Below are 23,591 nucleotides of genomic sequence, written 5' to 3' on the forward strand. Positions count from 1 at the left end.
CTAGCGAATATTTACTTCTTGTAGTTGATAGTCGAAATGAGAATTGATCAGTTTAGTGGTATTTTTTTTAGGTGAATCTACATCAAATGCTAATTCTTGAGTGCGAGTTTGCCAACGTTGCTTTTGAGTGTATTCTTGCAATTTAGCTTGAGCTTGAGCATATACTTTTGTGTTTTTGGGAATTTGGCGCAGAAACTTAACCGCGCCATCAAAGTCGCCAAAAGCTGCTTTTTTATAAGCATTTTGTAAAAAGTAAGCGGCTCTAATCTGTCGTTTGTGATTATACTCGGTCAATTTTCTCTGGACAATCGCCCCAGCCGAACTTTCTTGAGGAATTTGGCGCAGATATTCTAAGGCGCTGGAAAAATCTCGCGCTTCCGCCTTTGCATAAGCTTTCGCTAGTAAACTTTGGCTTTGGCTTTCGAGATTAACTCTGGCTTTTTGTACGAGTAGTTGTGTTTTCGATTGCCAATATAAAATATCAGGAACGAGATTAGCTGTTTTAAAAACATCAGACCATCTACCCTCATTCAAAGCTTGTTCGGCTAATAAATATTGTTCCGCCGCTTGCAGCCATTGTTGTTGCCAAACTTCAATAGTCGCTTGTACTTCAGGATAAACATTACTATAAGATGGAATGGACTTAGCCAGAGCGATCGCACCTTGTAAATCTCCAGCTTGATAGTTTTCCGTCGCTTTATATAAAGTTTCGTTTTCTGAATATGCAGGCGAATTATTCACTAAAGAATAAACACCAAACCCCATCAACAAAGAATTAGCCGCTAGTCCAATTTTCATCCCTGTCATCAGGGGCGCTAAATTATTAATGGTGAAATTTTGCTGTGTCTCATCATTCGCCCTTACCAGTTCTGACGGTTCATGCTCTGATATTGGTAAAACTTGAGATAGCTGAGTTTCATGGCGCATTTGTTTGAGGATACGCAATACCTCACCCGCCGACTGAAAGCGTTCTTGAAAATCATAGCGGATCATTTGGCTGAGAATAACAGCTAAATAATCACTCACCTGAGTATCTGGTAAACGCCAAATAATCTCATTCGTTTGGGGATCAACTTTAAACTGTAACGGTTCTAAACCTGTCAGCGCCTGAATAGCAATCATCCCCAAAGCATAAATATCACTATTAGGTCTTGTTTGACCAATAAATTGCTCTGGTGGAATGTAACCCAAAGATGTTACAGGAATCCAATCAATAGGCAATTCTGTATCTAAAGAAAACTTCACCGACTGGATAGAACCAAAGTCAATTAAAACCAGTTTGCCATCAATACAGCGTCTAATTAAATTTTCTGGTTTAATATCACAATGAATCACGCCTTGAGAATGAACAAATTCTAAAATTTGCAAAACATCCTCTAAAAATTCCACAACTTCACTTTCACCCCACAAACATCCCCACATTTGATTGATGGGTAGTTCGGCTGTTAAATCATGTCCTTCCACAAACTCCTGTACCAAATACAGTCGCTCATGTTCTTCAAAACAGGCGATGAGTTCTGGAATTTGGCAATGGCTACCCAGACGCTTGAGAGTTTCTGTTTCCGTCAGGAAATGTAACCTTAAAGTTTCTAAATAGCTGGTTTGGCAATTGTGAGTTTTCAACTGCTTCACGACATATTTAGGGTTTTCTGGGTATTCAATGTCAATAGCAGTATATGTCTGTCCAAACACCCCTGCACCCAGACTTTCAACGATTTGGTACCGTGATTGTAGTACTTTACCGATCATGTAGTGGCTCATAAGCTGGTTACTTAGTAAGTCCGCATATAACTTTTCAGACATCACCTGATTGTTTCCGGATGTCCTGCAAAATAATTACCTGAGCTTTACTGAAGGTTGTCCTGGCTTATTAATTTTTACGTATTTTTATCCACAAATTTATTTTTTTTTGCTATATGCACTACATATAAATCGAAATTAACCAAACATTGAATATAGTATCGCAAAAAGAGCCATCAATGCCGTGTTTTTACTGGCAATATTTTCAGAGGGGACTTAAGCATCATTTAGAGACAAGGGGGACAAAGGGGACAAGGAAGATTGGTAGCCCAAAGAAAAGGGTTCCTTTGCGAGGAGAGAAGGAACCCCAGTGCGTATTTGCGTAGAAAAGAACTCTGCAATCAAGCTAATCCAGTTTATGAATTATCCCCGTCTTTCAGGAATGCAACTATGCTATTGGTGCTTTTTGCTTACGCTTCATCCATAAACCCACAACACCAGCCACAGCAACACCAGCAGTAGAAACAGGTTCTGGGACTGGTTTGACAGTTGCAGATGTGATTGCTATTCTTCCAGCAGTTAAAGTATCGTTGATATCTATAACACTACTGAATCTTCCGCTAGATGCAACAGCCATAGGTAAGCCTGTAAAACCAGAGGGAAATGTTAATCCTAAACTTTCTGTGACTTCACCTTCGTTTGTACCTATGTTGTTACTAAATAGCAAACTATTCTGCATGACTTGACCAGTGTGTCCCAGCAAGCTGCTAGAAAATGTTCTCAAAATATTGTTAGAAGCATCTTTGAGAACAATAGACCAATCATTTAAAAGGACACTCGTAGCAGTTGGTAGTTGGTCTATATCTACTGTATAAGTTCCAGAAAAAGAACCATTCTGTAAATCTACAGCTACTCCAGTGGAACCAGAAATAGCTTGAGGCGCGAATTGTCCAGAAATATTAAATGTTTTTAAAGTTACAGCCTGTGCAGGAGCATTACCCACAGTCGCTAACATTGCAGCACCAAGGGCAATACCAGCAGTCGCTTGAGATAGTTTTTTGTAAGATGTTGTCAGCATGAGTTGAATTTCTCCAAAATTAGGTTTCATAAAATGGGGGAGTGTCAATAAACTTTTTGCCAAATTACTTCTGCACTAGAAAGAAATTTCCAGCAGTTCATAAAGTAGACATCAAGTTATTGCATTAACGGCAGGTTATATATCAATCAGCTTGATAACCTCAGTAGTTTCTTTTAAGTGATTTCCTACTGATTTGCATCATGTCGAAGCAGCACAAAACGCGCTGTGCAAGCGATATTTACGCAAATTAGCAGAAGTCGAAATTATGAGGTTCAATAGCTTTTGCAATGTCAGAAATGCTGTTTTGGCTACGCACTTGCTCAATTAAATAAGTACACTAATTTAGCTCGCTGCCTTACATCTCTAATTAACTCCCTAGTTCCTTAAAGCTCGATTGTCATCGTTGCCTTTGCATATTTCCATACTGTCAGTAGAAAAAGAAAACGGCAATAAAAATCTGGTTATTTTACGAAAAGATTAAATTCCTATTTCCGTACTATCTCAGTGAAAATTCTCTCTGTATTTGATTACGTAAGGATTTATCAATACTGATATCCGAAGATGCAACATTACTTACGTAATTTTTACTTAGTGGAAAGTTTACAATGAAATAGGTTAGGGGCTAGGGGATGAGGGAGACAAGGGAGACACGGGGGACAAGGGGGACAAGGGAGACACGGGAGATACGGGGGACACGGAAGCAAGATTTCTACCTTGTCTCCCCCCTCTACCTTGTCTAATCCAACTCAGCACTAATGAGTTTCTTCATCTTGATCAAGGGCTTCTACTTTTTCTTGTAAAGGTTTGACAACTTTGGCGATCGCTTCTTGAATAAAAGCTTTAATAAACTCATCGCGGCGGTTCATTTGAAACTGGCGCTGTACTACCTCTGTCATACCGCCGTCGCCCCAATCTTGATCATGGCGAAAATATTCAATAAAACTTTTGCCGGCAATGCGGGTTAAATATGCGGCTGTTACGCCTTGAATGGCTCGGCCAATAATAAATGTGGCAACATTCAATTGCAAAGCTGTCGAAACTAATTGAATCGCGCCTTTCACTATCCCTAAACTAGCGATAGTTTTTGCTAAAGATAAAGCTAATTCCCGCCCCCGTTCCATATTCAACTCGCAGCCGTAGACTCTGCCAATTTCTACAACCATTTGGGCGTTGACGGCGGCTGTCGCCAATAAATCTACAAAAGGTAAGGGTGTAACTGAGACGACACCAGCCCCAATCCATTGAAATCGCTCAACAATTTTATCGGCTTGGCGGCGACGCTGGGCATCGATGAGTTTACGTGCTTCTTCACCCAGGCGTAAAGATTGCAGCAAAATGTTATCCGCCACTAAATCCTCGCCCTCAGCCCGCAGTACAGCCGCCATCCGCCGCAGCAGTGGGACAATATCTGGTTCTGGTTGATAAAGTTCCCCTGTTTCTAATTGTGCCGATTGGGGGTTAGCCGCGATCGCCACCACGTCGTGAGCAGAAATAAAACCCCGGACTCGTTCACGCAACCGTGCCAAAATCACTTCTTTATTTTCATCTGTATACAGGTCAGTTTTATTCAGAATTAACAGCGATCGCTTGCCAATTTCTGCTAAACCCCGCAATGGTTCATATTCTGAGCGACGCAGGTCATTATCCACCACAAACAACAATAAATCTGCGGCTGTCGCCAGTTCTCGCGCTAACTGTTCCCTTTCTGTACCTGCGACTCCTGCTTCTAAAATTCCCGGTGTGTCGGTAATTAAAATTTTGCGGTCTAATCCCTTCAACCGCAAACAATAAGTTTCGCCGACTGTGGTAGTACCCATTGGCGCATTGACTTGACCCACCATCCGCCCCATAATCGCATTCACCAGGGAAGTTTTACCGGCACTTCCTGTACCGAACACCACAACTTGAATTTCACCCCGTGCTAAATTAGCTTCAATTTCCCGCGATCGGCTTAATAAAGCTTGTCGGGCGACTTCATCTTGTATTTGCGATACTTGTTGGCGCACAGCTTGGAGTGTGGAGGAAGCTGCATCAGATTTTGCCGCCGGGATTTGGGCTGGTGTCACCCGCCTGCGCCCTTGGCGAGAACGTTTTTCTCCAGCCTGAAGCACCAGAACGTAATAAACAAACGCCGCCACTAATCCACCAATCAAGACAACCAGCAGCAACAGCAGCAAATTACCGAGTAATGGTGAATAAGACAATTGCCAATAAAGGCGTGATAGGGAATCTATCAGCCATAGGCTCATTGCCAAAATGACAATTAGACCAACAATTAGCGTTACTATGCGCGATAAAGGCATGGGTAGCGGGAGTTAGTATTCAAGAGGCACTTTTTTAATAGTAGAACTGATGGCGTGGGGAGTGGGGAGTTCGGAGAGACAAGGTAGAGGGGGGAGACAAGGGCGAGGGGGGAGACAAGGGCGAGGGGGGAGACAAGGGCGAGGGGGGAGACAAGGGCGAGGGGGGAGACAAGGGCGAGGGGGTAGACAAGGTAGAAAGAGAAAGATTGCTTCCTTGTCCACCTTGTCCCCTCGCACCCTTGCACCCTTGCCCCCTCGCACCCCTGCACCCACCCCTTACCCTCTACCTACGGAAATCCCTGGATATGACGCATCACCTCTGCTACTGACCAAGCTTGAGCGATCGCACCTCTGGGGGTGTGTGGGGGGTCGCCGTCAAAAATTTCGGAAATGGAGCCAAGGCAAGCATCAGCAAGAAAATGGTCGATGAGGGGTTGCCAATGAAAGGGTATTGGTTGTTTGGGATAAAAACGCTGCCAAGCACGAATAAACGGCCCAATTAACCAACTCCAAACTGTACCTTGATGGTAAGCGCGATCGCGCTCATGAGTCATACCAATATACTTACCGACATATTCGGGATCAATGGCATCCAGGCTACGCAGTCCATAGGGAGTCAGCAAGCGATAAGTTGCTAAGTCAAGTACCTGACGGCCTTGTTGTTGGGAAAATCCACAATGGTGTAAAGATAATGCAATCACAGCATTGGGGCGAATTTGGGAGTTACGGCGATCGTCTGGTTCAATGGTGTCGTACAAGTAACCCAACATCGGGTTCCAGAATTTTTGTAGGGAAACTTTTACCTGTTGTGCTTGCTGTGTATAACGTTGCGCTTGTTTGGCTAAACGTGGTGCATCCTCCACTCGCATTTGGCTTAAGCGTTGCGCCCATTGGCTCATCCAACACAAAGCCGAATACCACAAGGCATTAATTTCTACTGGTTTACCATAACGCGGCGTGATAGGTTGACCGTTAACTAGTGCATCCATCCAAGTTAAAGCTACACCGCGAGCATACCAACCCACTAATCCATCTGTAGCATCAACTTGGATGTTATAACGTGTACCACCTACAAAGGCTTTGTGAATTTGCTGCACTATCGGGAATTGGTCTGCTAAAAATTCCCAGTCTTGGGTAGCTTCTAAATACAGTCCTAATGTTTCAATCCACCACAGCGCCGCATCAATACTGTTGTAAGATGGCTCACCATCAACATCAGGAAAGCCATTGGGAATTAAACCGTGGCGACAGTAAAGCCCCAAGGTGTGTAATACTCCTTTGGCTAATTCGTAGCGTTGCGGTACTAATGCTAGACCTGGTAAGGCAATTAACGCATCACGTCCTCTGTCGTTAAACCAGTGATAACCAGCAATAATGGTTGGGCCAGCCACGGCAGCCCGATACACAATAAACTGATCACTGGCTTTGATTAGTTGTTGCCAAATCAGCGATTGAGTATTCAGTAGTGGACAAGAAACAGGGGGTAGAGGGTTTTCCTTGGCTGATATTGCTTTACTCGTTAATAAGCCTGTTGTTGATTGCCAATCTTGATGTTTGGGTTGAATGTAGCCAAAAATCTGGCTGAGTCTTTCTTGTTCTGCTTCGACTGCTTCTGCAAAGCTTTCTGGTAATAGCGGGCTTTGTTGGGGATCAGGAAAACCTAACCTTGCTTCCAAAGTGACGCTATCTCCTGGCTGGAGAGTGACGATTAAATAGCCAGGACTATACAAGTCTTCATAATTACCTAATCCCCGCCGTGTTTCTTCTGGTAAGACGTAATTCCAATACCAAAATGCGTCTGCTTGATATTTCCCCTGTGTCCAGCGTAAATACCAAGGTTTACCAAAGTGTCCCGATGCGATCGCTTGTAGACAAACTTGTTGTTGCCCTAACAATTGGGAAAATTGTAACCCTGTGGCAGTTTGTTGATGATGAAAGTCGCGATCGCAAATCAACAACCTCAGTTTTAAAATCGCTGTCTCTAGTCCGTCATAACGGTAGTGAATCAAAATCCGATGGGAGTGGGGGCTATTTTCCCTACTCCCCTCAACACCACAAGGCATTAACAGTTGTCTACTTAACTGCCAGTGTTCGTCACCCCAAATCCATTTGGGTACGGGGTTAATATCAAAAGATCGGAGAAATTCGTAACCTCTGGGCTTAATCTCTCCACTACCCCAAATATTTGTTCCTAATGCCACAACCCCCTTCGATACTTCTAAACTCGCCTCCAAGTGTGACAACAGCAAGTCACGCCCTGATGGCGGATTTGTAGCAGCAAATAACCAACCGTGGTAGGTGCGTGTGCGGACATCAGAAACTGTCCCACTGGCAAAACTGCCTAAGCCATTGGTGAGTAACCATTCTCTTGTATCTAAATTGGTCATTTGCTACTCAAAATCGTTATGACTATGATATAGTCGTAACAGATCGTAATTAAACTGTGAATCAGCGTAGATGGGTGAGTTTACCTGACCCGGATTCTAACGCTACTAAAACGAAATATAAGTTGAAGGAGAATTAGGTTAATGTCCCTCACTTACGGAACAGAAGGAAGCCTCCGCGTTGGTCAACAAGCTCCCGACTTTACAGCAACTGCTGTATTTGATCAGGAATTCAAGACAATCAAACTTTCCGACTATCGTGGTAAGTATGTAGTCTTATTTTTCTACCCCCTAGACTTTACCTTTGTTTGTCCTACTGAAATCACAGCATTTAGCGATCGCTACGAAGAATTCAAGAAACTTAACACTGAGGTTCTCGGTGTTTCCGTTGATAGTGAGTTCTCCCACCTCGCTTGGATTCAAACTGATCGCAAATCTGGTGGCGTAGGCGACCTCAATTATCCCCTAGTTTCCGACATCAAGAAAGAAATTAGCGCCGCTTACAACGTGCTTGATCCAGCAGCAGGAGTTGCATTGCGTGGTCTGTTCTTGATTGACAAAGATGGTATCATTCAACACGCTACTATTAACAACCTAGCTTTTGGTCGTAGCGTTGATGAAACCCTACGGACATTACAAGCTATTCAGCACGTCCAATCACATCCAGATGAAGTTTGCCCGGCTGGTTGGCAACCTGGTGATCAGACAATGACTCCTGATCCTGTGAAGTCTAAAGTTTACTTCGCTTCCGTCTAGAATTTTCTCGCTTTCAATTCCAATAGTTTTTGTTGGCATTGAAGGCAAAATTCATTTTTACCACAGATAAACCCAGTGTTTATCTGTGGTTTCTTGTATTAATAAGCTTTTTCTAGCTAATGATCGCTTGACTTTTAAGACAGCTACTATAATTTAATGTTTACTTGATAAATCGTCTCTAAACCTAATATTACTTACAGCGTTTTTCATCTCAATGAGGTACATTCCTCTAGTCTCTAGCCTCTGTCCCCTATCAACTTGTACTGCACTAAACTGATAAACGCTATATACCAATTTGAAAAAAGAATGCGACAGATGGAAATCAAGAAAGTCTTACTGGTGACTAGAATAACCCTGTTTATTTATATAAGCTAATAAAATAATGAATCATCCAATTTATAAATGTGGATGGCAACGGAAGCATCCTGCCATTCGAGACAAAAGCTAACAATGTCTCTAAATTTTGCAGCAGGAGCCTACCCGTCGTAACGCTTGTACATTTGATTTGAGATTTACCGGTTGCTGAGTGTTAGGATGCTTACTTTTTATGAGCCGGAGGTGTTAATCTTCTTTTCTACCAAAAACCATCTGTAAAATCATGGGAATACCACCACTTTGGTGATACTTATCTGCCCAAGCGCGGATAACTTCGTCAAGTTCCTCCATTGCTTGATCCCACTTTTCTGGAGGAATATCCAGTTCTTCTAAAGCACGCATGGAATTTGGTCGTTTTTCTGCCCAGTTTCTCATCATCCGAAAATACCGCGCAGTATCTTCTAGCATGATATAGGTACGTTCTTGATCGTCTGCTGGTGCGTAAAAAGGACGAGTTAGCGCATAGAAGGGCATTCCCCAAGGTGAATCAATTCTTGTCACCGTACCTGAATAAAGTAGGCGGCGCTTGATGTGTTCTGCTAAGGCTTCACTCAAGGGCATTTGATGTTCAGGCGGGAGGACTTCTTGCGATCGCTTATGCAAAAATTCAATTAGTTCGAGAAATTCAAACGAACTCACTAATTGTGCGTCTGGCAAGTTACCAGGTAATTTTTGCTCAATTTGTTTTTTCTCTTCACTTGTCAGGCTAGTTCCTGGCACACGGGATCGCCCTGGTTGCCAAGGGTATTTTTCCATCCAGACATAAGGCAGTTGAATTAAATAGCGTGGTTCTTGAGAACCCAACATTTTTAGCAACTTGCCTTCCGTCAGAGCTTGTCTGACTTCTTCCACAATAATTTTGACCCTTTTTGGCTCCAGGTGGTGCAAATGACCCGTCATTCTCAGGTTTTGTCCCTGTTCAAGATAGGTCATATAAATTGCACACTTAGCTGCCGTAGCTGCTGCATCTAAGAATGCTCCATGCCTGTGCCCACTAGTCCGCATAGCACTAAAAGCCAGATAAAGCATGATCTGATCCATTGCACTAGGGCCAAGTTGTTTGATCAGATCTATGTCGTTACTCATATTACAGACAGTTAAATAGCACGTTTACAGATTTATAGTCAGAGGGAAGTAAGTAGTATACACCCAAACTTTAGGCGATATTTTTACTTGAGACTTTCTAGGATGCTGTGACTTTCAGGTTACTAGCAGTTGAAATTGCCAATGGCTCCGAATTATATAGCAAATCACTACTAAAAAGAAGTTAGTTGATTTGGCTATTGTCATCTTTTCCTGACAGATTCACAAATAACCATGAAATTCCTCTACTTGTCATACCAATTACAAAACCATCTATTTTTCCGATTTAATCTATAAAGATTGTCTTCGGTAGCCAGGATGTTACAACCTAGGTTAGTTCACAAACGGAAAATACTTCCTGATTGTGGCAACACCTAACCAGCCGATGGACTTGATGGTATGCACCTTTCCCAAGAATGACTGCTTTCTTTGGGTTTGTAGAGAATTCTGGTTACTCGTCGATTTCCTATTCGTGATGAGTAATCTGAGAGTCAATCATCTACTGAACTTGAATCAAATTACAGGTTTAGCAGATACTAGTAGACTACCATAATGCTCACAGCTTTCGGCAAATTTCGGGCATCTTTAGGTAGTTAGTACTTAGAGAAATCTAATTCCTCAAATCAGGTAGATAGTTTCCCGTCCAAAATACCGTTTATTGCCTTTAATCATGATATTCTATTCTGTCAGCTTTTTTATCAAGTTTATGTAAATTAACTCAATCTTAATATTATATTAAGACTCTCTATTTTTTAGTTTACACAATAGGAATTATTAAGGATTCCTGATATTTCAATGAATATAAAAAAGCCGCTTTTACGGTATGTAGTATCTGATGATTTTATAGCCCCTTTTAACTGTAAAACCTATGTTTTGAGGTGGTGAGTAGCAGTGAATATGTTTCAATATTCACAGTATCAGAATTGTAAATTACGTACAGGAATAGTAACTTTCTTATTTATTTTGTCCTAAATATTTGGGTGTTAAACAGGTCGGAAAGTTAGTCAAAAGGCTGTTGTACGTTGTTATTTATAAAATATACAGGTATCTGGTGACGTAATGCAATTACCAGATTTCATATTGTTTGACTTTTAGAGTGATACCAAGGGTAATAAATTTATCGGTGAAAGACTGACTGAGAGTTCAGAGCCTAGAGCAGAGGGTTTTGCTGCTAATGTACAAATTTCCCAAATCATTCTGGATTAACCGGACAATATCTAAAAAAGTTTTAGGATGCAGGATTTTTGGGAATTGTATAAGACGATTGACTTGGATTGATTACTAAGTTTGTCGTCGCCTGTTGACAATTATTAAAACAAAATAAAAAATTGAAAAGTTAAAAATCAAAGTTGAGATAATCAAAGTTTTATTTAACATTCGACTTTTAACTTTCCTCACGGACACATATAGCAGGGGACAGGTAATAGGTGACAGATGACAGGGGTAAAAGCTTTGTGGTGTCTGTGTCTAAGTCTTATTATTTATCGATGTCCTAAGCAACTTGGCTACTGCTATCGCTGCTTTATGTTATTTAATTTTCAGCACTTGATGATTTAACTTGATGACGCATTTTCTCAAAACTAAAAGCCGCAGCACCAAATGTGACAAATAAAACGCCGAGAATCTGAATTATTTCTAAATTTTCTTGAATCAACAACCCAGCAAACACTACGGTTAATATCGGTACGCCTGCGCCAATAATTGCCGATCGCAAGGCTCCAAGTTTACCAATACCAATATTGTTGAGGACATAGCTTAAAAGTGTCAGCACGCCCAAAATAAAGGCACTTAGAATAATCTCTAATAACTTAGAACCATCAATTGTTAAGCTCCAAGCGGTTGGTAAAGGTAACATCAAACCAATGAAGCTCAAAACAAACATGGTGGTGAAACTAACTAAAGTAAAAGACACAGGATGCAGTTTAGCGGCGCAGACACGAGTCAGCATCACGTAGCAGGCAAAGGCGATCCCACCAAAAATTGCGGCACTGCTACCAATAGAAAAATCGCTGATCCCCGCCGTTGCAGCACCAGCTAAAACTAATAATTCACCTAAGAAAATCGCACCAATGGCAGCCCCACGCACGCTATTGGGTTTATCACGGAATAACAGCCAAGACAACAAACCGCTAATACCGGGATAGATAAAGAATAGTGCGATCGCCATACCCGTTGTTACTTGACCAATTGCCAGATAAATCAGCACCTGCGATAAAAACAAAAAGCAACCACTAGCAATTGATAGTTGCAACACTCTCTGGGCTTTCACCTTAGCGGCTGAAGGCTTACCTTGAAATGATTCCATTAAGTTTTTGATATCTTGCCAAACTTGGGGGTGCATCATCGGTGCTAACAGCAACGTGAGCGGTACTACAATCGCCAAGCGCAGCAATAAAATTAAGAAAATATTGCCCAAAGTCGGTAATAATAACCGTTCTACAGCCAAGCTGCCCACCACCGCAGAACTTTGGTGGAACATCATTTTTACAGCGACGTTATACAGTGAAGACACCACCGTAGACAAAACAACTAGCAAAAACCCAATCTGCACTGGAGATAAACTTTGAGGTTTGCTAGGTCTTCGGGATCTGCGTGCTGGTGCAGGCGGTGGAGAAATTGGCTCATCTTCTACTAAATCTGCACTGATAACCGAAACTGGCTCACTAGCCTTGCTAGAAGGAGATTGGATTTGGGTTTCTGGTACATCAAACCGGAGTACAGCATTTTGTTCACTGGCTGCAACATTGCTAGATGTAGATTCCGCCACATCTTTGTCCGGTAAAACAATTGGTTCCGGTGGTTTTTCCTTGGGGGGAAAGTCCTTGGGAGCGATGGAAATTGGCTGAGTGGGGCTTTCCTTAACTGGTGGAACAATTACGGCTGAAGATGTTTCTGTTGAAGAAGCAGTCGTTTGGTTGTCATTCGATTTATTGGTGACTTCCGATAACAGAGGGTAATTTACCGGCTGTGGCTCATCTGGTTGTAAAACTGTAGCTGAAGATACTGTAAAAGAATTAGCAGGCGATCGCTCGTTTGATTGTAAAACTGTCGGGGGAGATACTTTCACAGCACTTTCCAACTTTGGCTCATCTGGTTGTAGAACCGTTGGTGGCGATGGCTTTGTAGGTTGGGTAGTTTCTTGGATAGCTTTAGTTAATTCCCCACGCAGGCGATTAACTAATTCCTCTACAATCGTTTCGCCTTGCTGTTGTTGGCTTTGCATCCGAGACAACTGCTGAGACAAATTACCTTGATAATTTTTTAGTTCTTGTTGCAGCGAATTAAAAGTAATGGTCAGAGTATCATCCAAACTGCCCAGCATTTGTTTAATCTGCTCATTACTTTCGGCTGATTTTAGTACTGCTTGTTCATCAGCACCAGTCATTTTTAGTTCGTTAGCTAAATTCTTCAGTGATGATTGCAGTTGAGAAGAAATATGTTTGGCTAAAACTTCTGCCAACTGTCGGATTAACACCTGCTGTTCGGTAATTTGTCGCACTTGTTGTAAGTGTTCTTTTTCCTCTAGCAGTTTTTGAATGTCATCGTACAGTCGTTCTTTATCTGCTTGTAACCGTTTAATTTCTTCTTGCAATGATCTCAGCACATTTTGTTGGAGATTTTCTAAATCCTCCACAACAGCCCAGAGTGCTGTTTCTGCTGATCTCGATAGTTCGCCTCTAACTCGCGGGCTATCTGGCCGTTTTTCAATTCGCCCCATTAGCTTCTAACCTCTAACACCTTGAAGATAAAGCTGCTTCCCGTAAATTTGCTTGGCGCTCATACTAAATTTCAGTATTTTGTCAGATAGACCAAAAAATTTAACAAGATTTGCACGTATCAAAGTAATTTTGTCACGCTGAACACAGCTTGGCAAAGTATATAGTCTTGGGCTGTACAGCTTCACATAGTTTGTGCCACGTATCAGCCAGAAAATTCAGTCCTTTAAAAGTGAGATTTTGAAATATAAAATCTATCACTCAATATAAGTACTTACTATTTTGATAGCAACAGTAAATTTTAAATACTTGCGAATAAATGCCTGGAAATGATTCAGGATAATAACTTTGTAAAAGCTAGATGTAAATCATTCTAGAATGTAACTTTGGCAACAGTTTACATTTATCTGAGAGCTTAGTTTGTTTTCCTGGGGAATTTTTAAGTATTATTCTCTCCTAAAATATATTTTAGCTACTTCTAGTATTTCAAAGTATTCCGCAAAAGGCATCAGGATAATTTAAATATTTATTTTGCAATTTTTACTCCTAGTTTTTTTGAATTAGGCATCCATCAACAAATTTTCCCAGTGAATTTAAAAACCCTATTCCCTACTCCCTACTCCCTACTCCCCATTTTCAGTTAGTGCCAAACCAACCGCGCAATACTAAAGATACTTGCACTCAGGACTGCACTTAAAGGAACTGTAATTAACCATGCAGCAGCGATCGCTTGCAGAGTTTGAAATTTAATTGAGTTCAGGCTCTGCACCATCCCGATCCCCACTACACCCCCAACCAGTGCGTGAGATGTCGAAACAGGTAAACCCAAGCGAGAAGCTAAAAGAATGGTAGTGGCGGTAGCTAGTTCGGCACAAAACCCACTACTAGGTTGCAAAGCAATGATGTTTTCGCCAATAGTCGCAATGACGTTTTTTCCCCAAATCGCTAAACCTGTAACAATTCCTGCACCACCAACAACCAAAATCCACAAGGGGATATCGATACCATTGATTGGTACGTTACCAGTAGCGTTGATATAAACGATCGCGGCTAAAGGTGCGATCGCATTTCCCACATCGTTAGAACCATGTGCAAACGCCACAAAGCAAGCACTGAGTAGTTGGAAACGACCGAATAATCTTTCAACGGGAGTCGGGAGTTGGGAGTTGGGAGTGGGGAGTAAAATATTATTCCTCTGCTCTCTGCTCTGTGTATCTCCTGCCTCTTTTTCTAGTTGTCGCCAACTCATTACAGTCAGTCCCACTGCTGCTAATGCACCTGTGAATAAGGGGATGTCATATACAGGGATGTTAATTCCTACTTGTGCAGTTAAGAAATTCGTTAAAGGTTGCGTTAGCGAAGGTAGGACAATCACGCCAAACACGCCCAACAAAGCCGAACTCAGCCAAGGAATCCATTCTCTTAGCTGTGCAACTTGATTTGGTTGATTTAAAATCCAGCGTTGAATTTGGCTGTAAAACAAAGCTGCAATACTACCGCTAATTATCGGTGTGAGTAACCAACCAATGGTAATCATGCCAATTGATGACCAATCAATTGCACCTATACCCATTGCCACAGCACTAAAGCCTGCGATCGCACCAACGACGGCGTGAGAAGATGATACAGGTAAACCTTTGGCAGTAGCAATTTGCAACCATACACCGCAAGATATTAATACAGTAATCATCCCTGTTACCAATAATTGGGGTGTGGCAGCAAATAAACTAGGATTGGCAACCTTTGTTGCTAAAGTTTCTGACACCTCATGCCCAAATAAGACAGCGCCAGTAAACTCTAAAACTCCAGCAATAATGATGGCTTGTTTGAGAGTCACAGCTTTGGAACCCACAGAAGTTCCCATTGCATTGGCAACATCGTTAGCACCAAGATTACAGGCGACATAAAAAGCGAGGATGGCAACTATCACTAAGGTCATGGGCATAAGTTGGGGTAGATGGAGATCGGTGGAAAGTCAGAAGTAGTCAAGTAGAGAATAAATTTTCATACTTTATACTTCATACTTCCCACTAGAATTGACAATCAGCTATAAGTATTTTCTACGTGTTAGCTTGTTTGCCCGGATCAAGGATAGATTAATATTTTGTATGTATCAGGAGAAGGGGCGATCGCTTGTTCTACGGCTGCTGATAAATCTTTGAGAGGGTAGCGATCGCTAATTAAGGCGGGAATATCAATCCGCCGATTAAATACAATATCCGCCGACAGCGCCTGAAGACGGTAAGAAGAACTGTAACTCCCCATCAAATCAATTTCTCGGCGATAAAGAATATTCGGATTGATAGGAATTTCTAATTCATCGGGAAACTCAGCGAAAAACAGTATTTTCCCCCCTTTACGAGTGCAGTCTAGTGCTTGAAAAAACGCCTTTTCACTAGGTACAGCCAACAAGGTCACATCCACACCTAGTCCATTTGTGAGGGCGTGAATTTTCGTGGGTAAATCGGGATCACGGGCATCAAAAGCTGCTTCTGCACCAACCTCCAAAGCTTTTTCGATTCTAGAGGGCAGTAAATCAGTGGCGATCGCTTTTGCCCCAAAATACTTCACCAACATCACAAACATTAACCCAATCGGCCCGGCTCCAGTGACTAATACTGTTTGTCCGGGGGCAATTTGGGCTTTCTTCACTGCTTTGAGACAGCAATTTGTCGGTTCCACAAAACTTGCTTCTTCAAAACTAATATCTTCGGGGATCGGAATTAAACCACCATTCTGCACAATGTGTCCTGGTACTTTCACATACTCTGCAAAACCACCACCACTAGCATTAAACCCTGCTGTGGTAGAGATATTTTTGTAGACATTGCACATCGAGAAATTTTCATTTAAACAATAAGCGCAACGCATACATGGGATGTGGTGCATCACCGCTACCCTTTGTCCCACTTGCCAACCTCTAACTTCTGAACCCACGGCGGCAATTTTTCCCGCAGTCTCATGTCCAAATATGCGTGGCGGTTCATAAAGAGGATAAAGGATTTTTTTAATATCCGACTGACACAGCCCCACAACTTGCACCTGCACCAGTACCTCATCTGGTTCTAGGGTTGGAACTGGGATTTCTTCGTAAGAAAGTTGATTTACGCCTCTGAATACCTGTGCTTTCACGTTGATTTTTTTCACTGCTCAACAATCTTAGATGTAACATTTGCAGTCAACGTTGAGCTATAAACTCAGAGATTTTTGTGTTTCCACTAATTTTTAGATAGATTCATGAGATAAAATTTTGCTTGTAAATCCCGGTAACTGTTTACTCAACAGTTCAAGTAACTGAATAAAAGTTTTAGGACTTCTTTTATAATTTTGGGACTGTTTCTGGAGAACTTGAATCATTTCTCTTGGGTATTCATCGAATAGCTCACTCAGAAAATTATCAGGCGACTGTGCTTTGACATGCCACGGTGTTAAAGCTTGGTTTTGAAAATCATTAAGATTATTCGTGACAATGATATCAGCTTTGACTATGACCGCAGCAGCAAGAACATGACGGTCTTTGGGATCATTCGTCATAGCCTGTTCTAATTCCCAAGGCACTTCGTCAACCATTGCTTCAGGAAAAGCATATTTGATAACTTCCTCTAAGTTTTTAGCGCCTTCAGCAGAAATCTTACCCCTGAGAACTAGATTACTCATTGCTTCATCTAAGATTCTCTGTGACCAATAAGGTAGATACAGTCCAGATTCCGCAGTGGATAGCAAGGTGTCTCTTAAGTACATTGGAAATAAAACACACGCATCTAAGATAACTTTGAGCATAGCTATTTTCCTAAGCTGTTACTCAGCATCTTCATACAAACCAGCTTCTTCAGTCATCTCTATTAGCTCTTGCAAAAATTTTCTACGCTTGCTATCTCGCTGCTGTTTATACTGCTGCAAATCTTCAAATCGTACACGCCGATGAGTCCCTACCATAATGTAAGGAATTTCACCTTGCTCTAACAACTTAATTAGATAGGGACGTGATACGTTCAGAAAGTCTGCTGCTTGTTGTGTTGTGAATTCTTGCTCTTGAATTACTATTGAGACTAATTTACCTGATGCCATTGCCTGAACAACTTTACGCAACACTTTATCTACTGATTCAGGGATGGGAATTGTTTCGCCATTTGCGCCTACTAAATGCAGTTGAGTATCTTCTGGTTCCAGTATACTTTCTAGCTGCTTGATAGATTGAATTTCTTGTTCTTGAAGTAAAACTGGCTCTAATGGTTTGTTCTGTCCAGGGATGATGGAAGTCATGGCGAAGTTTATGCAACTGTAATAGCACAATTGTATTTCATAAACGCAATATCCGAAACAAACTGCGATCGCTCGCTTCCTACAGTTGGACAACTTAGCAAATAGATAAAAACCACTAAATCTAACGGTCATATCGATTATTTGTTCTAAACATCGGTAAGTCGATAGATTAACCGTATATTATGGATAGAGCAATAAAATTATCAAAACAAAAAGACAAATTTAGCGTTAATCAGCCGATTAATTGCATTTTTGTCAAATTTCGCTGTGCATTTTTGAATAGCTGCTCACAGCATTTTTGCAAGCCAAGTTAGAAGGAGTGAATGTGAATAACGCCATATTAATCAACGACAGCTTAACAACAACAGGACAAATTTCAGTAAAACAGCTAGAGCAAGCTATCCAAGAAGGTTATAAATCCGTGTTAAATTTGCGATCGCCTGATGAATTAGGATTTTTTCGGGATGAGCAGAAGCTTGCGGAAAAATTGGGACTATATTATGTCAACGTACCTGTCAAGCTAGAAGCACTGAATGAGGAATTGATTACCCAAACCCTAAAGACGCTAGAACAGCTACCTAAACCAGTTCTCATCCATTGTGCAGCCGGAATGCGTTCAACAGGAATTGCGCTGTTAAGTATAGCCATCAAAGAAGGACTAAACGCAGAACAAACCTTAGCTAAAGCCAAAAGTTTAGGCTTTGGCTTTTTAGAAGACTTTAATGGTTTTAGTGTGAGTCCGAGGCTGAAGCAATTATTTGTTAACTATGTGAATAAACATGCCAAAGTAGCGGTACTTGCTCGCTAAATTTTATTACTCCGACAACAGTGAAATTTATAAGTTTCAATGTTGTCGTAATTTTATATAGCCTTTCCTGGTCTGCTGAGTTACAAATTTATCTGCGGCCATCGGCGGTTAATTATTCTTGCTTGTACTTCACTAGAATGAGAAAGGCTATAACAGAAAATGTTATTACGGTTAGCCATTGTAATACCTTGATGCCATTTATTGAGTTCAGCAGAATTTGAGAATGGAAAAGCCTCTGAGAGGTTGTTTTAAAAGTCTGCTTGTTGGTAGCAAAATACTTTAGATCCCCCTAAATCCCCCTTAAAAAGGGGGACTTTGAGATTAATTCCCCTCTTTTTAAGGGGGGCTAGGGGGGATCAACGAGTGCTTGAAACTACGGATAAATACTTTTCAAACATCCTCTGACATTGATTTAAAACCTTTAACTTAAATGGTTTCATTTTATCCAAGTAAACTGAGCAGTAAGCCTAGATTTATCGTCATACCTTTGATAGCTGCGGATACTCTTCTGCGGATAGAGTTTTTTCCCTTATGGCACACTTATTATATTGGATGTTATCTTTAATTGCTGAAAACAATTACAAAATACATATAAAAAATATTTTTTAGTTAAGACAAATTTGGATATGAATTATAAAAATTTATTGAGTTTACACCAAAATCAGCAAAGGAAAAATTCAACTCATCATCAACCACAAACTCAACCAATTGCATATAGCATTGCTCATGCAATTGCTGGAAGAATCCGCTTGCGAGTGCCGCGACTTGCTAAAGATAAAGAGTATGCCAATAAACTGAAGGTAGCAATAGAATCTCAAATTAAGAATGCAAAAGTGAGAATTAACCCTTCAGCTTCGTCTATTGTGATTAATTATCCATCAGGTTTAATGCCAGATGAACAAATGCGATCGCAGTTAGTTCATCTAATTCAAACCGCCCCAAATATCGTATTACCAACCAAGGTCAGCAATAAAACAATTGTCACAACTATTTTTGATGCTTGCGCTAACTTAATAGAGAGCTTACGTAACGCCAACAAAGCACGTAACGCTATTCAGCATCGAGAACTGCGAAAAGACCGTTGGGAAAGATTACTTTCGACTGGAGAAAGGATAATTCAAGGACTTAAATCTGCTGTAGTGTTTATCTTACCTGGCAAGCAGTGGCGATCGCAATCAGTACTCAACTCTGCTTAATTCTTCAGATTTGATAATTTAACATATTGTCCAATAGGTAATGTCTTGGTCGGTTTTTACTCTACCAGCCAGATTGTTTTTCGTCAAAATGTAGTTAGTGGTGCAGCACATAGCACTTTTATCTAGTGCAGGTAGGGAATAAGGAATGGGGAGTCGGGAGTAGGAAAGAAGCCTGATCTGAATGTACTGATTTTTTTCCCAAATCAAATATGAGTCCTATACTTTTGAGCAGTCCCTTGTAGAATGTTGGCAGAAATCAACAACTTGAAGCTAAAAATTCATTAGTCATTATGCGTTTACTACATACAATGTTACGGGTAGGGAACCTAGAAGAATCATTGAAATTTTACTGTGATCTCCTAGGTATGAAATTACTGCGTCAAAAAGATTATCCAGGGGGAGAATTTACCTTGGCGTTTGTTGGCTATGGTGATGAAAGTGACAATGCAGTAATTGAATTAACGTATAACTGGGGAGTAGAAAAATACGAATTAGGTAACGCTTACGGTCATATTGCTTTGGGAGTAGATGACATTTATGCTACCTGTGAAGCAATTAAAAATCGTGGTGGTAAAGTAACGCGGGAACCAGGGCCAATGAAACATGGTTCGACAGTCATTGCTTTTGTGGAAGATCCCGATGGCTACAAAATTGAACTCATTCAATTGGGGACTCAAGGATCAGCCGCCAAGCAAACATCACAAGAACAACTGGTATCGCAATAATTTTTGATTAGGATTAGGGTGTAAGGGGCAGAATCAAGTCAAAAGTTAAAAGTCAAAAGGTTTTTTACTTTTGACTTCCCCGGTATTCAAAACCCTTACACCCATTCTTCATAGACAAACTTTGTGCGGAAGTCCTGACCCCTATACCCCCAAAGCATTCCCGAAAATAAATTACGCTAAACTTGCAACCACAGATACACGCGGATTTAAAGTCAATAGTGCTTGGATGATGATTTGGGGAGAGAATACGGTAAAAGTGTGAAGTGTGTGAAGTATGAAGTGTAAATGTTTATTCTTGTGGGTGGCAAGTTTCGTGGTTATAAATCCTTTATTATTGATTATTCCTCGCCCCTAGCTTATCGCTCTATTTCATCCTACGCTACTAACAGGGGATGCAGCGATCGCATCTCATCATAAGTCCTCTACCTTTTCCCAACTCCAATTTCTTAAATAAAATCCGCAATTCAACTTCGTAACGATGCAGCCTACAGATCCCAATAAATTTACAGATAAGGCCTGGGAAGCAATTGTTAAATCTCAGGATATAGTTCGTGCTTATAAACAACAACAATTAGACGTTGAACATTTAATTATTGCCCTTTTAGAAGAACCCACTAGTTTAGCGATTCGCATTTTAGCACGGGCGGAAATCGACCCCATCCGTTTACAACAGCAACTCGAAGCATATACTCAACGTCAGCCCAAAGTTGCCAATAATGACCAACTTTACCTCGGTCGCACTTTAGATGTGCTGCTTGACCGCGCCGAGGAAGCTAGAGTCAAAATGAAAGATACCTACATTTCTGTAGAACATATTCTCTTAGGTTTTGCAGAAGATGAACGTATTGGGCGGCGGATACTTAAAGGTTTTAATGCGGATAGTGGTACTCTAGAAGCGGCAATTAAAGCTGTACGCGGTAGCCAAAAAGTGACAGACCAAAATCCAGAGTCTCGCTACGAAGCATTGCAAAAATTTGGTAGGGACTTAACAGAACAAGCCAAAGCCGGAAAACTCGACCCAGTTATCGGGCGGGATGATGAAATTCGCCGTGTGATTCAGGTATTGTCACGCCGGAGTAAAAATAACCCCGTTTTAATTGGTGAACCGGGTGTCGGGAAAACTGCGATCGCAGAAGCCTTGGCACAACGTATAATCAACGGTGATGTCCCAGAATCGCTGAAAAATCGGCAATTAATCTCTTTAGATATTGGTAGTTTAATTGCTGGGGCAAAATATCGGGGTGAATTTGAAGACCGCCTGAAAGCCGTCCTCAAGGAAGTAATTGAATCTAATGGACAAATTGTCCTGTTTATTGATGAACTGCACACCGTTGTTGGTACTGGTTCCAACCAACAAGGGGCGATGGATGCAGGGAATTTACTCAAACCGATGCTGGCGCGGGGTGAACTGCGGTGTATTGGCGCGACAACCTTAGATGAATATCGCAAATACATTGAAAAAGACGCAGCCTTAGAACGCCGTTTTCAACAAGTTTTTGTCGATCAGCCTAACGTAGAAAACACTATCTCGATTTTGCGGGGTTTGAAAGAACGCTACGAAGTCCACCACAACGTCAAAATTTCCGACTCAGCCCTAGTGGCGGCAGCTACTTTGTCAGCCAGATATATTTCTGACCGCTTCCTACCCGACAAAGCCATTGACTTAGTAGATGAAGCGGCGGCACAGTTGAAAATGGAGATTACCTCCAAACCCTCAGAATTGGAAACCATCGACCGCCGCTTGATGCAGTTAGAAATGGAAAAACTGTCACTGGCTGGCGAAGAAAAAGTTCCTACTCAAACGCGGGAACGCTTGCAGCGCATTGAACAGGAAATTGACACCTTAAAGGTAAAACAGCAAGAATTTAACGAACAATGGCAAGGTGAAAAGCAGTTATTAGAAGCTATTAGTGTTTTAAAGAAAGAAGAAGAAGCATTGCGCGTACAAATTGATCAGGCAGAACGGGCTTATGATTTGAATAAAGCTGCTCAATTAAAGTATGGCAAATTAGAGGGTGTGCAGCGCGATCGCGAAGCTAAAGAAACCAAACTTTTAGAACTCCAAAGCCAAGGTTCGACTTTGTTGCGCGAACAAGTCACCGAAGCCGACATTGCTGAAATCGTCGCTAAATGGACAGGTATCCCCGTCAACCGTCTGCTAGAGTCCGAACGGCAAAAACTACTGCAACTCGAAAGCCATTTACACGAACGGGTAATTGGTCAACATGAAGCCGTCGAAGCTGTAGCCGCCGCCATTCGTCTCGCCCGCGCCGGGATGAAAGACCCCAGCCGCCCCATCGGTTCATTTTTGTTTATGGGGCCGACTGGCGTAGGTAAAACAGAACTCGCCCGTGCTTTAGCGCAGTTTCTCTTTGATTCTGAGGATGCTTTGGTACGCCTGGATATGTCCGAGTATATGGAAAAACACTCGGTAGCGCGGTTAGTTGGTGCGCCTCCTGGGTATGTGGGTTACGAAGAAGGCGGTCAACTTTCCGAGGCTGTGCGCCGCCATCCTTACTCAGTTGTGTTGTTGGATGAAGTGGAAAAAGCCCATCCCGATGTGTTTAATATTCTGTTACAGGTACTTGATGATGGTAGAATCACTGATTCTCAAGGCAGAACAGTAGATTTTCGTAATACCGTAATTGTTATGACCAGTAACATTGGTAGCGAACACATTTTAGATGTGTCTGGTGATGATTCTAAATATGACATGATGCGGGAGAGGGTAACAGATGCACTGCGATCGCACTTCCGCCCCGAATTTCTCAACCGTGTAGATGATACCATTCTCTTCCACACCCTCAGCCGTTCCGAAATGCGCCATATCATCCGCATTCAACTCAAGCGCGTTGAGAACTTGTTGAAAGAGCAAAAAATCTCCTTTGAAATCACCCAGGAAGCTTGTGATTACTTAGTAGAAATGGGCTACGACCCTGTTTATGGCGCACGTCCCTTAAAACGAGCAATTCGCCGAGAAGTCGAAAACCCCATCGCTACAAAGATATTAGAAAATACCTTCATTGGCGGTGATACCATCCTCATTGACAAAGCCGAAGACAAATTGATTTTTCGCAAAAAATCCACTGTGAAAGTATCAGTCCCACAGCCAATTACATAACAAGAAGCTATGTATAAATAGCTAATTCGCCGATCAATTGTAG

Annotated in this window: 16 protein-coding genes; 6 read left to right on the forward strand and 10 right to left on the reverse strand. The window is 41.6% G+C overall.

All coding sequences use genetic code 11. The annotated features are described in order from the left end of the window. From H6G28_RS02270 to H6G28_RS02285, 4 genes are all read right to left on the reverse strand, one after another. Positions 1 to 1,761: a serine/threonine-protein kinase gene (locus H6G28_RS02270; protein ID WP_190668696.1), complete on the reverse strand. Its 1,761-nt coding sequence runs from the start codon at positions 1,759 to 1,761 to the stop codon at positions 1 to 3. Between the two features lie 427 nt (positions 1,762 to 2,188). Then, positions 2,189 to 2,848, reverse strand: coding sequence for a PEP-CTERM sorting domain-containing protein (locus H6G28_RS02275; protein ID WP_190588032.1), 660 nt, complete (start codon positions 2,846 to 2,848; stop codon positions 2,189 to 2,191). Positions 2,849 to 3,570: 722 nt separating this feature from the next. Then, positions 3,571 to 5,121, reverse strand: a complete 1,551-nt coding sequence (locus H6G28_RS02280) for a YcjF family protein (RefSeq protein WP_190668699.1) — start codon at positions 5,119 to 5,121, stop codon at positions 3,571 to 3,573. A gap of 287 nt (positions 5,122 to 5,408) precedes the next feature. After that, a complete protein-coding gene (locus H6G28_RS02285) occupies positions 5,409 to 7,508 on the reverse strand; it encodes an amylo-alpha-1,6-glucosidase (RefSeq protein ID WP_190668701.1) in 2,100 nt (699 codons plus the stop codon). A 141-nt stretch (positions 7,509 to 7,649) separates the two neighbouring features. Between H6G28_RS02285 and H6G28_RS02290 the strand changes: the two genes are divergently transcribed. Continuing rightward, positions 7,650 to 8,261, forward strand: a complete 612-nt coding sequence (locus H6G28_RS02290) for a peroxiredoxin (RefSeq protein ID WP_062294438.1) — start codon at positions 7,650 to 7,652, stop codon at positions 8,259 to 8,261. Between the two features lie 561 nt (positions 8,262 to 8,822). Here the strand turns inward: H6G28_RS02290 and hetR are convergent. The 6 genes from hetR to H6G28_RS02320 form a co-directional block, all read right to left on the reverse strand. Beyond that, complete coding sequence (gene hetR, locus H6G28_RS02295) at positions 8,823 to 9,722, reverse strand: heterocyst differentiation master regulator HetR (protein WP_062295448.1); 900 nt, start codon at positions 9,720 to 9,722, stop codon at positions 8,823 to 8,825. Positions 9,723 to 11,250: 1,528 nt separating this feature from the next. Further along, positions 11,251 to 13,437, reverse strand: coding sequence for a DMT family transporter (locus H6G28_RS02300; RefSeq protein WP_190668703.1), 2,187 nt, complete (start codon positions 13,435 to 13,437; stop codon positions 11,251 to 11,253). 638 nt (positions 13,438 to 14,075) lie between these two features. After that, positions 14,076 to 15,380 carry an inorganic phosphate transporter gene (locus H6G28_RS02305; protein ID WP_190668705.1) on the reverse strand — a complete coding sequence of 435 codons (1,305 nt, stop codon included), beginning with the start codon at positions 15,378 to 15,380 and terminating at the stop codon, positions 14,076 to 14,078. 140 nt (positions 15,381 to 15,520) lie between these two features. Then, positions 15,521 to 16,567 carry a zinc-dependent dehydrogenase gene (locus H6G28_RS02310; RefSeq protein ID WP_190588317.1) on the reverse strand — a complete coding sequence of 349 codons (1,047 nt, stop codon included), beginning with the start codon at positions 16,565 to 16,567 and terminating at the stop codon, positions 15,521 to 15,523. A gap of 93 nt (positions 16,568 to 16,660) precedes the next feature. Further along, entirely contained in the window at positions 16,661 to 17,215 is a 555-nt protein-coding gene (locus H6G28_RS02315; protein WP_190588027.1) for a VapC50 family PIN domain-containing toxin, read from the reverse strand. An 18-nt stretch (positions 17,216 to 17,233) separates the two neighbouring features. Then, positions 17,234 to 17,698 (reverse strand): helix-turn-helix domain-containing protein, encoded by a 465-nt coding sequence (locus H6G28_RS02320; RefSeq protein WP_190588026.1) that lies wholly within the window; start codon positions 17,696 to 17,698, stop codon positions 17,234 to 17,236. Positions 17,699 to 18,023: 325 nt separating this feature from the next. Between H6G28_RS02320 and H6G28_RS02325 the strand changes: the two genes are divergently transcribed. The 5 genes from H6G28_RS02325 to clpB all read left to right on the forward strand — a co-directional run bounded on the left by H6G28_RS02325 (position 18,024) and on the right by clpB (position 23,548). Next, a complete protein-coding gene (locus H6G28_RS02325) occupies positions 18,024 to 18,506 on the forward strand; it encodes a protein tyrosine phosphatase family protein (protein ID WP_190588025.1) in 483 nt (160 codons plus the stop codon). Positions 18,507 to 19,132: 626 nt separating this feature from the next. Further along, positions 19,133 to 19,702, forward strand: a complete 570-nt coding sequence (locus H6G28_RS02330) for an HMA2 domain-containing protein (RefSeq protein ID WP_190668707.1) — start codon at positions 19,133 to 19,135, stop codon at positions 19,700 to 19,702. Between the two features lie 290 nt (positions 19,703 to 19,992). Beyond that, a complete protein-coding gene (gloA, locus tag H6G28_RS02335) occupies positions 19,993 to 20,427 on the forward strand; it encodes a lactoylglutathione lyase (protein ID WP_190588023.1) in 435 nt (144 codons plus the stop codon). Positions 20,428 to 20,712: 285 nt separating this feature from the next. Continuing rightward, a complete protein-coding gene (locus H6G28_RS37255) occupies positions 20,713 to 20,844 on the forward strand; it encodes a hypothetical protein (RefSeq protein WP_277877193.1) in 132 nt (43 codons plus the stop codon). Positions 20,845 to 20,905: 61 nt separating this feature from the next. Beyond that, the gene (clpB, locus tag H6G28_RS02340) at positions 20,906 to 23,548 is read left to right on the forward strand and encodes an ATP-dependent chaperone ClpB (protein ID WP_190588022.1); all 2,643 of its coding nucleotides are present in this window, start codon (positions 20,906 to 20,908) and stop codon (positions 23,546 to 23,548) included. Positions 23,549 to 23,591 lie beyond the last annotated feature (43 nt).

The sequence above is a fragment of the Nostoc sp. FACHB-190 genome (assembly GCF_014696905.1).
Lineage (GTDB): Bacteria > Cyanobacteriota > Cyanobacteriia > Cyanobacteriales > Nostocaceae > Nostoc_B.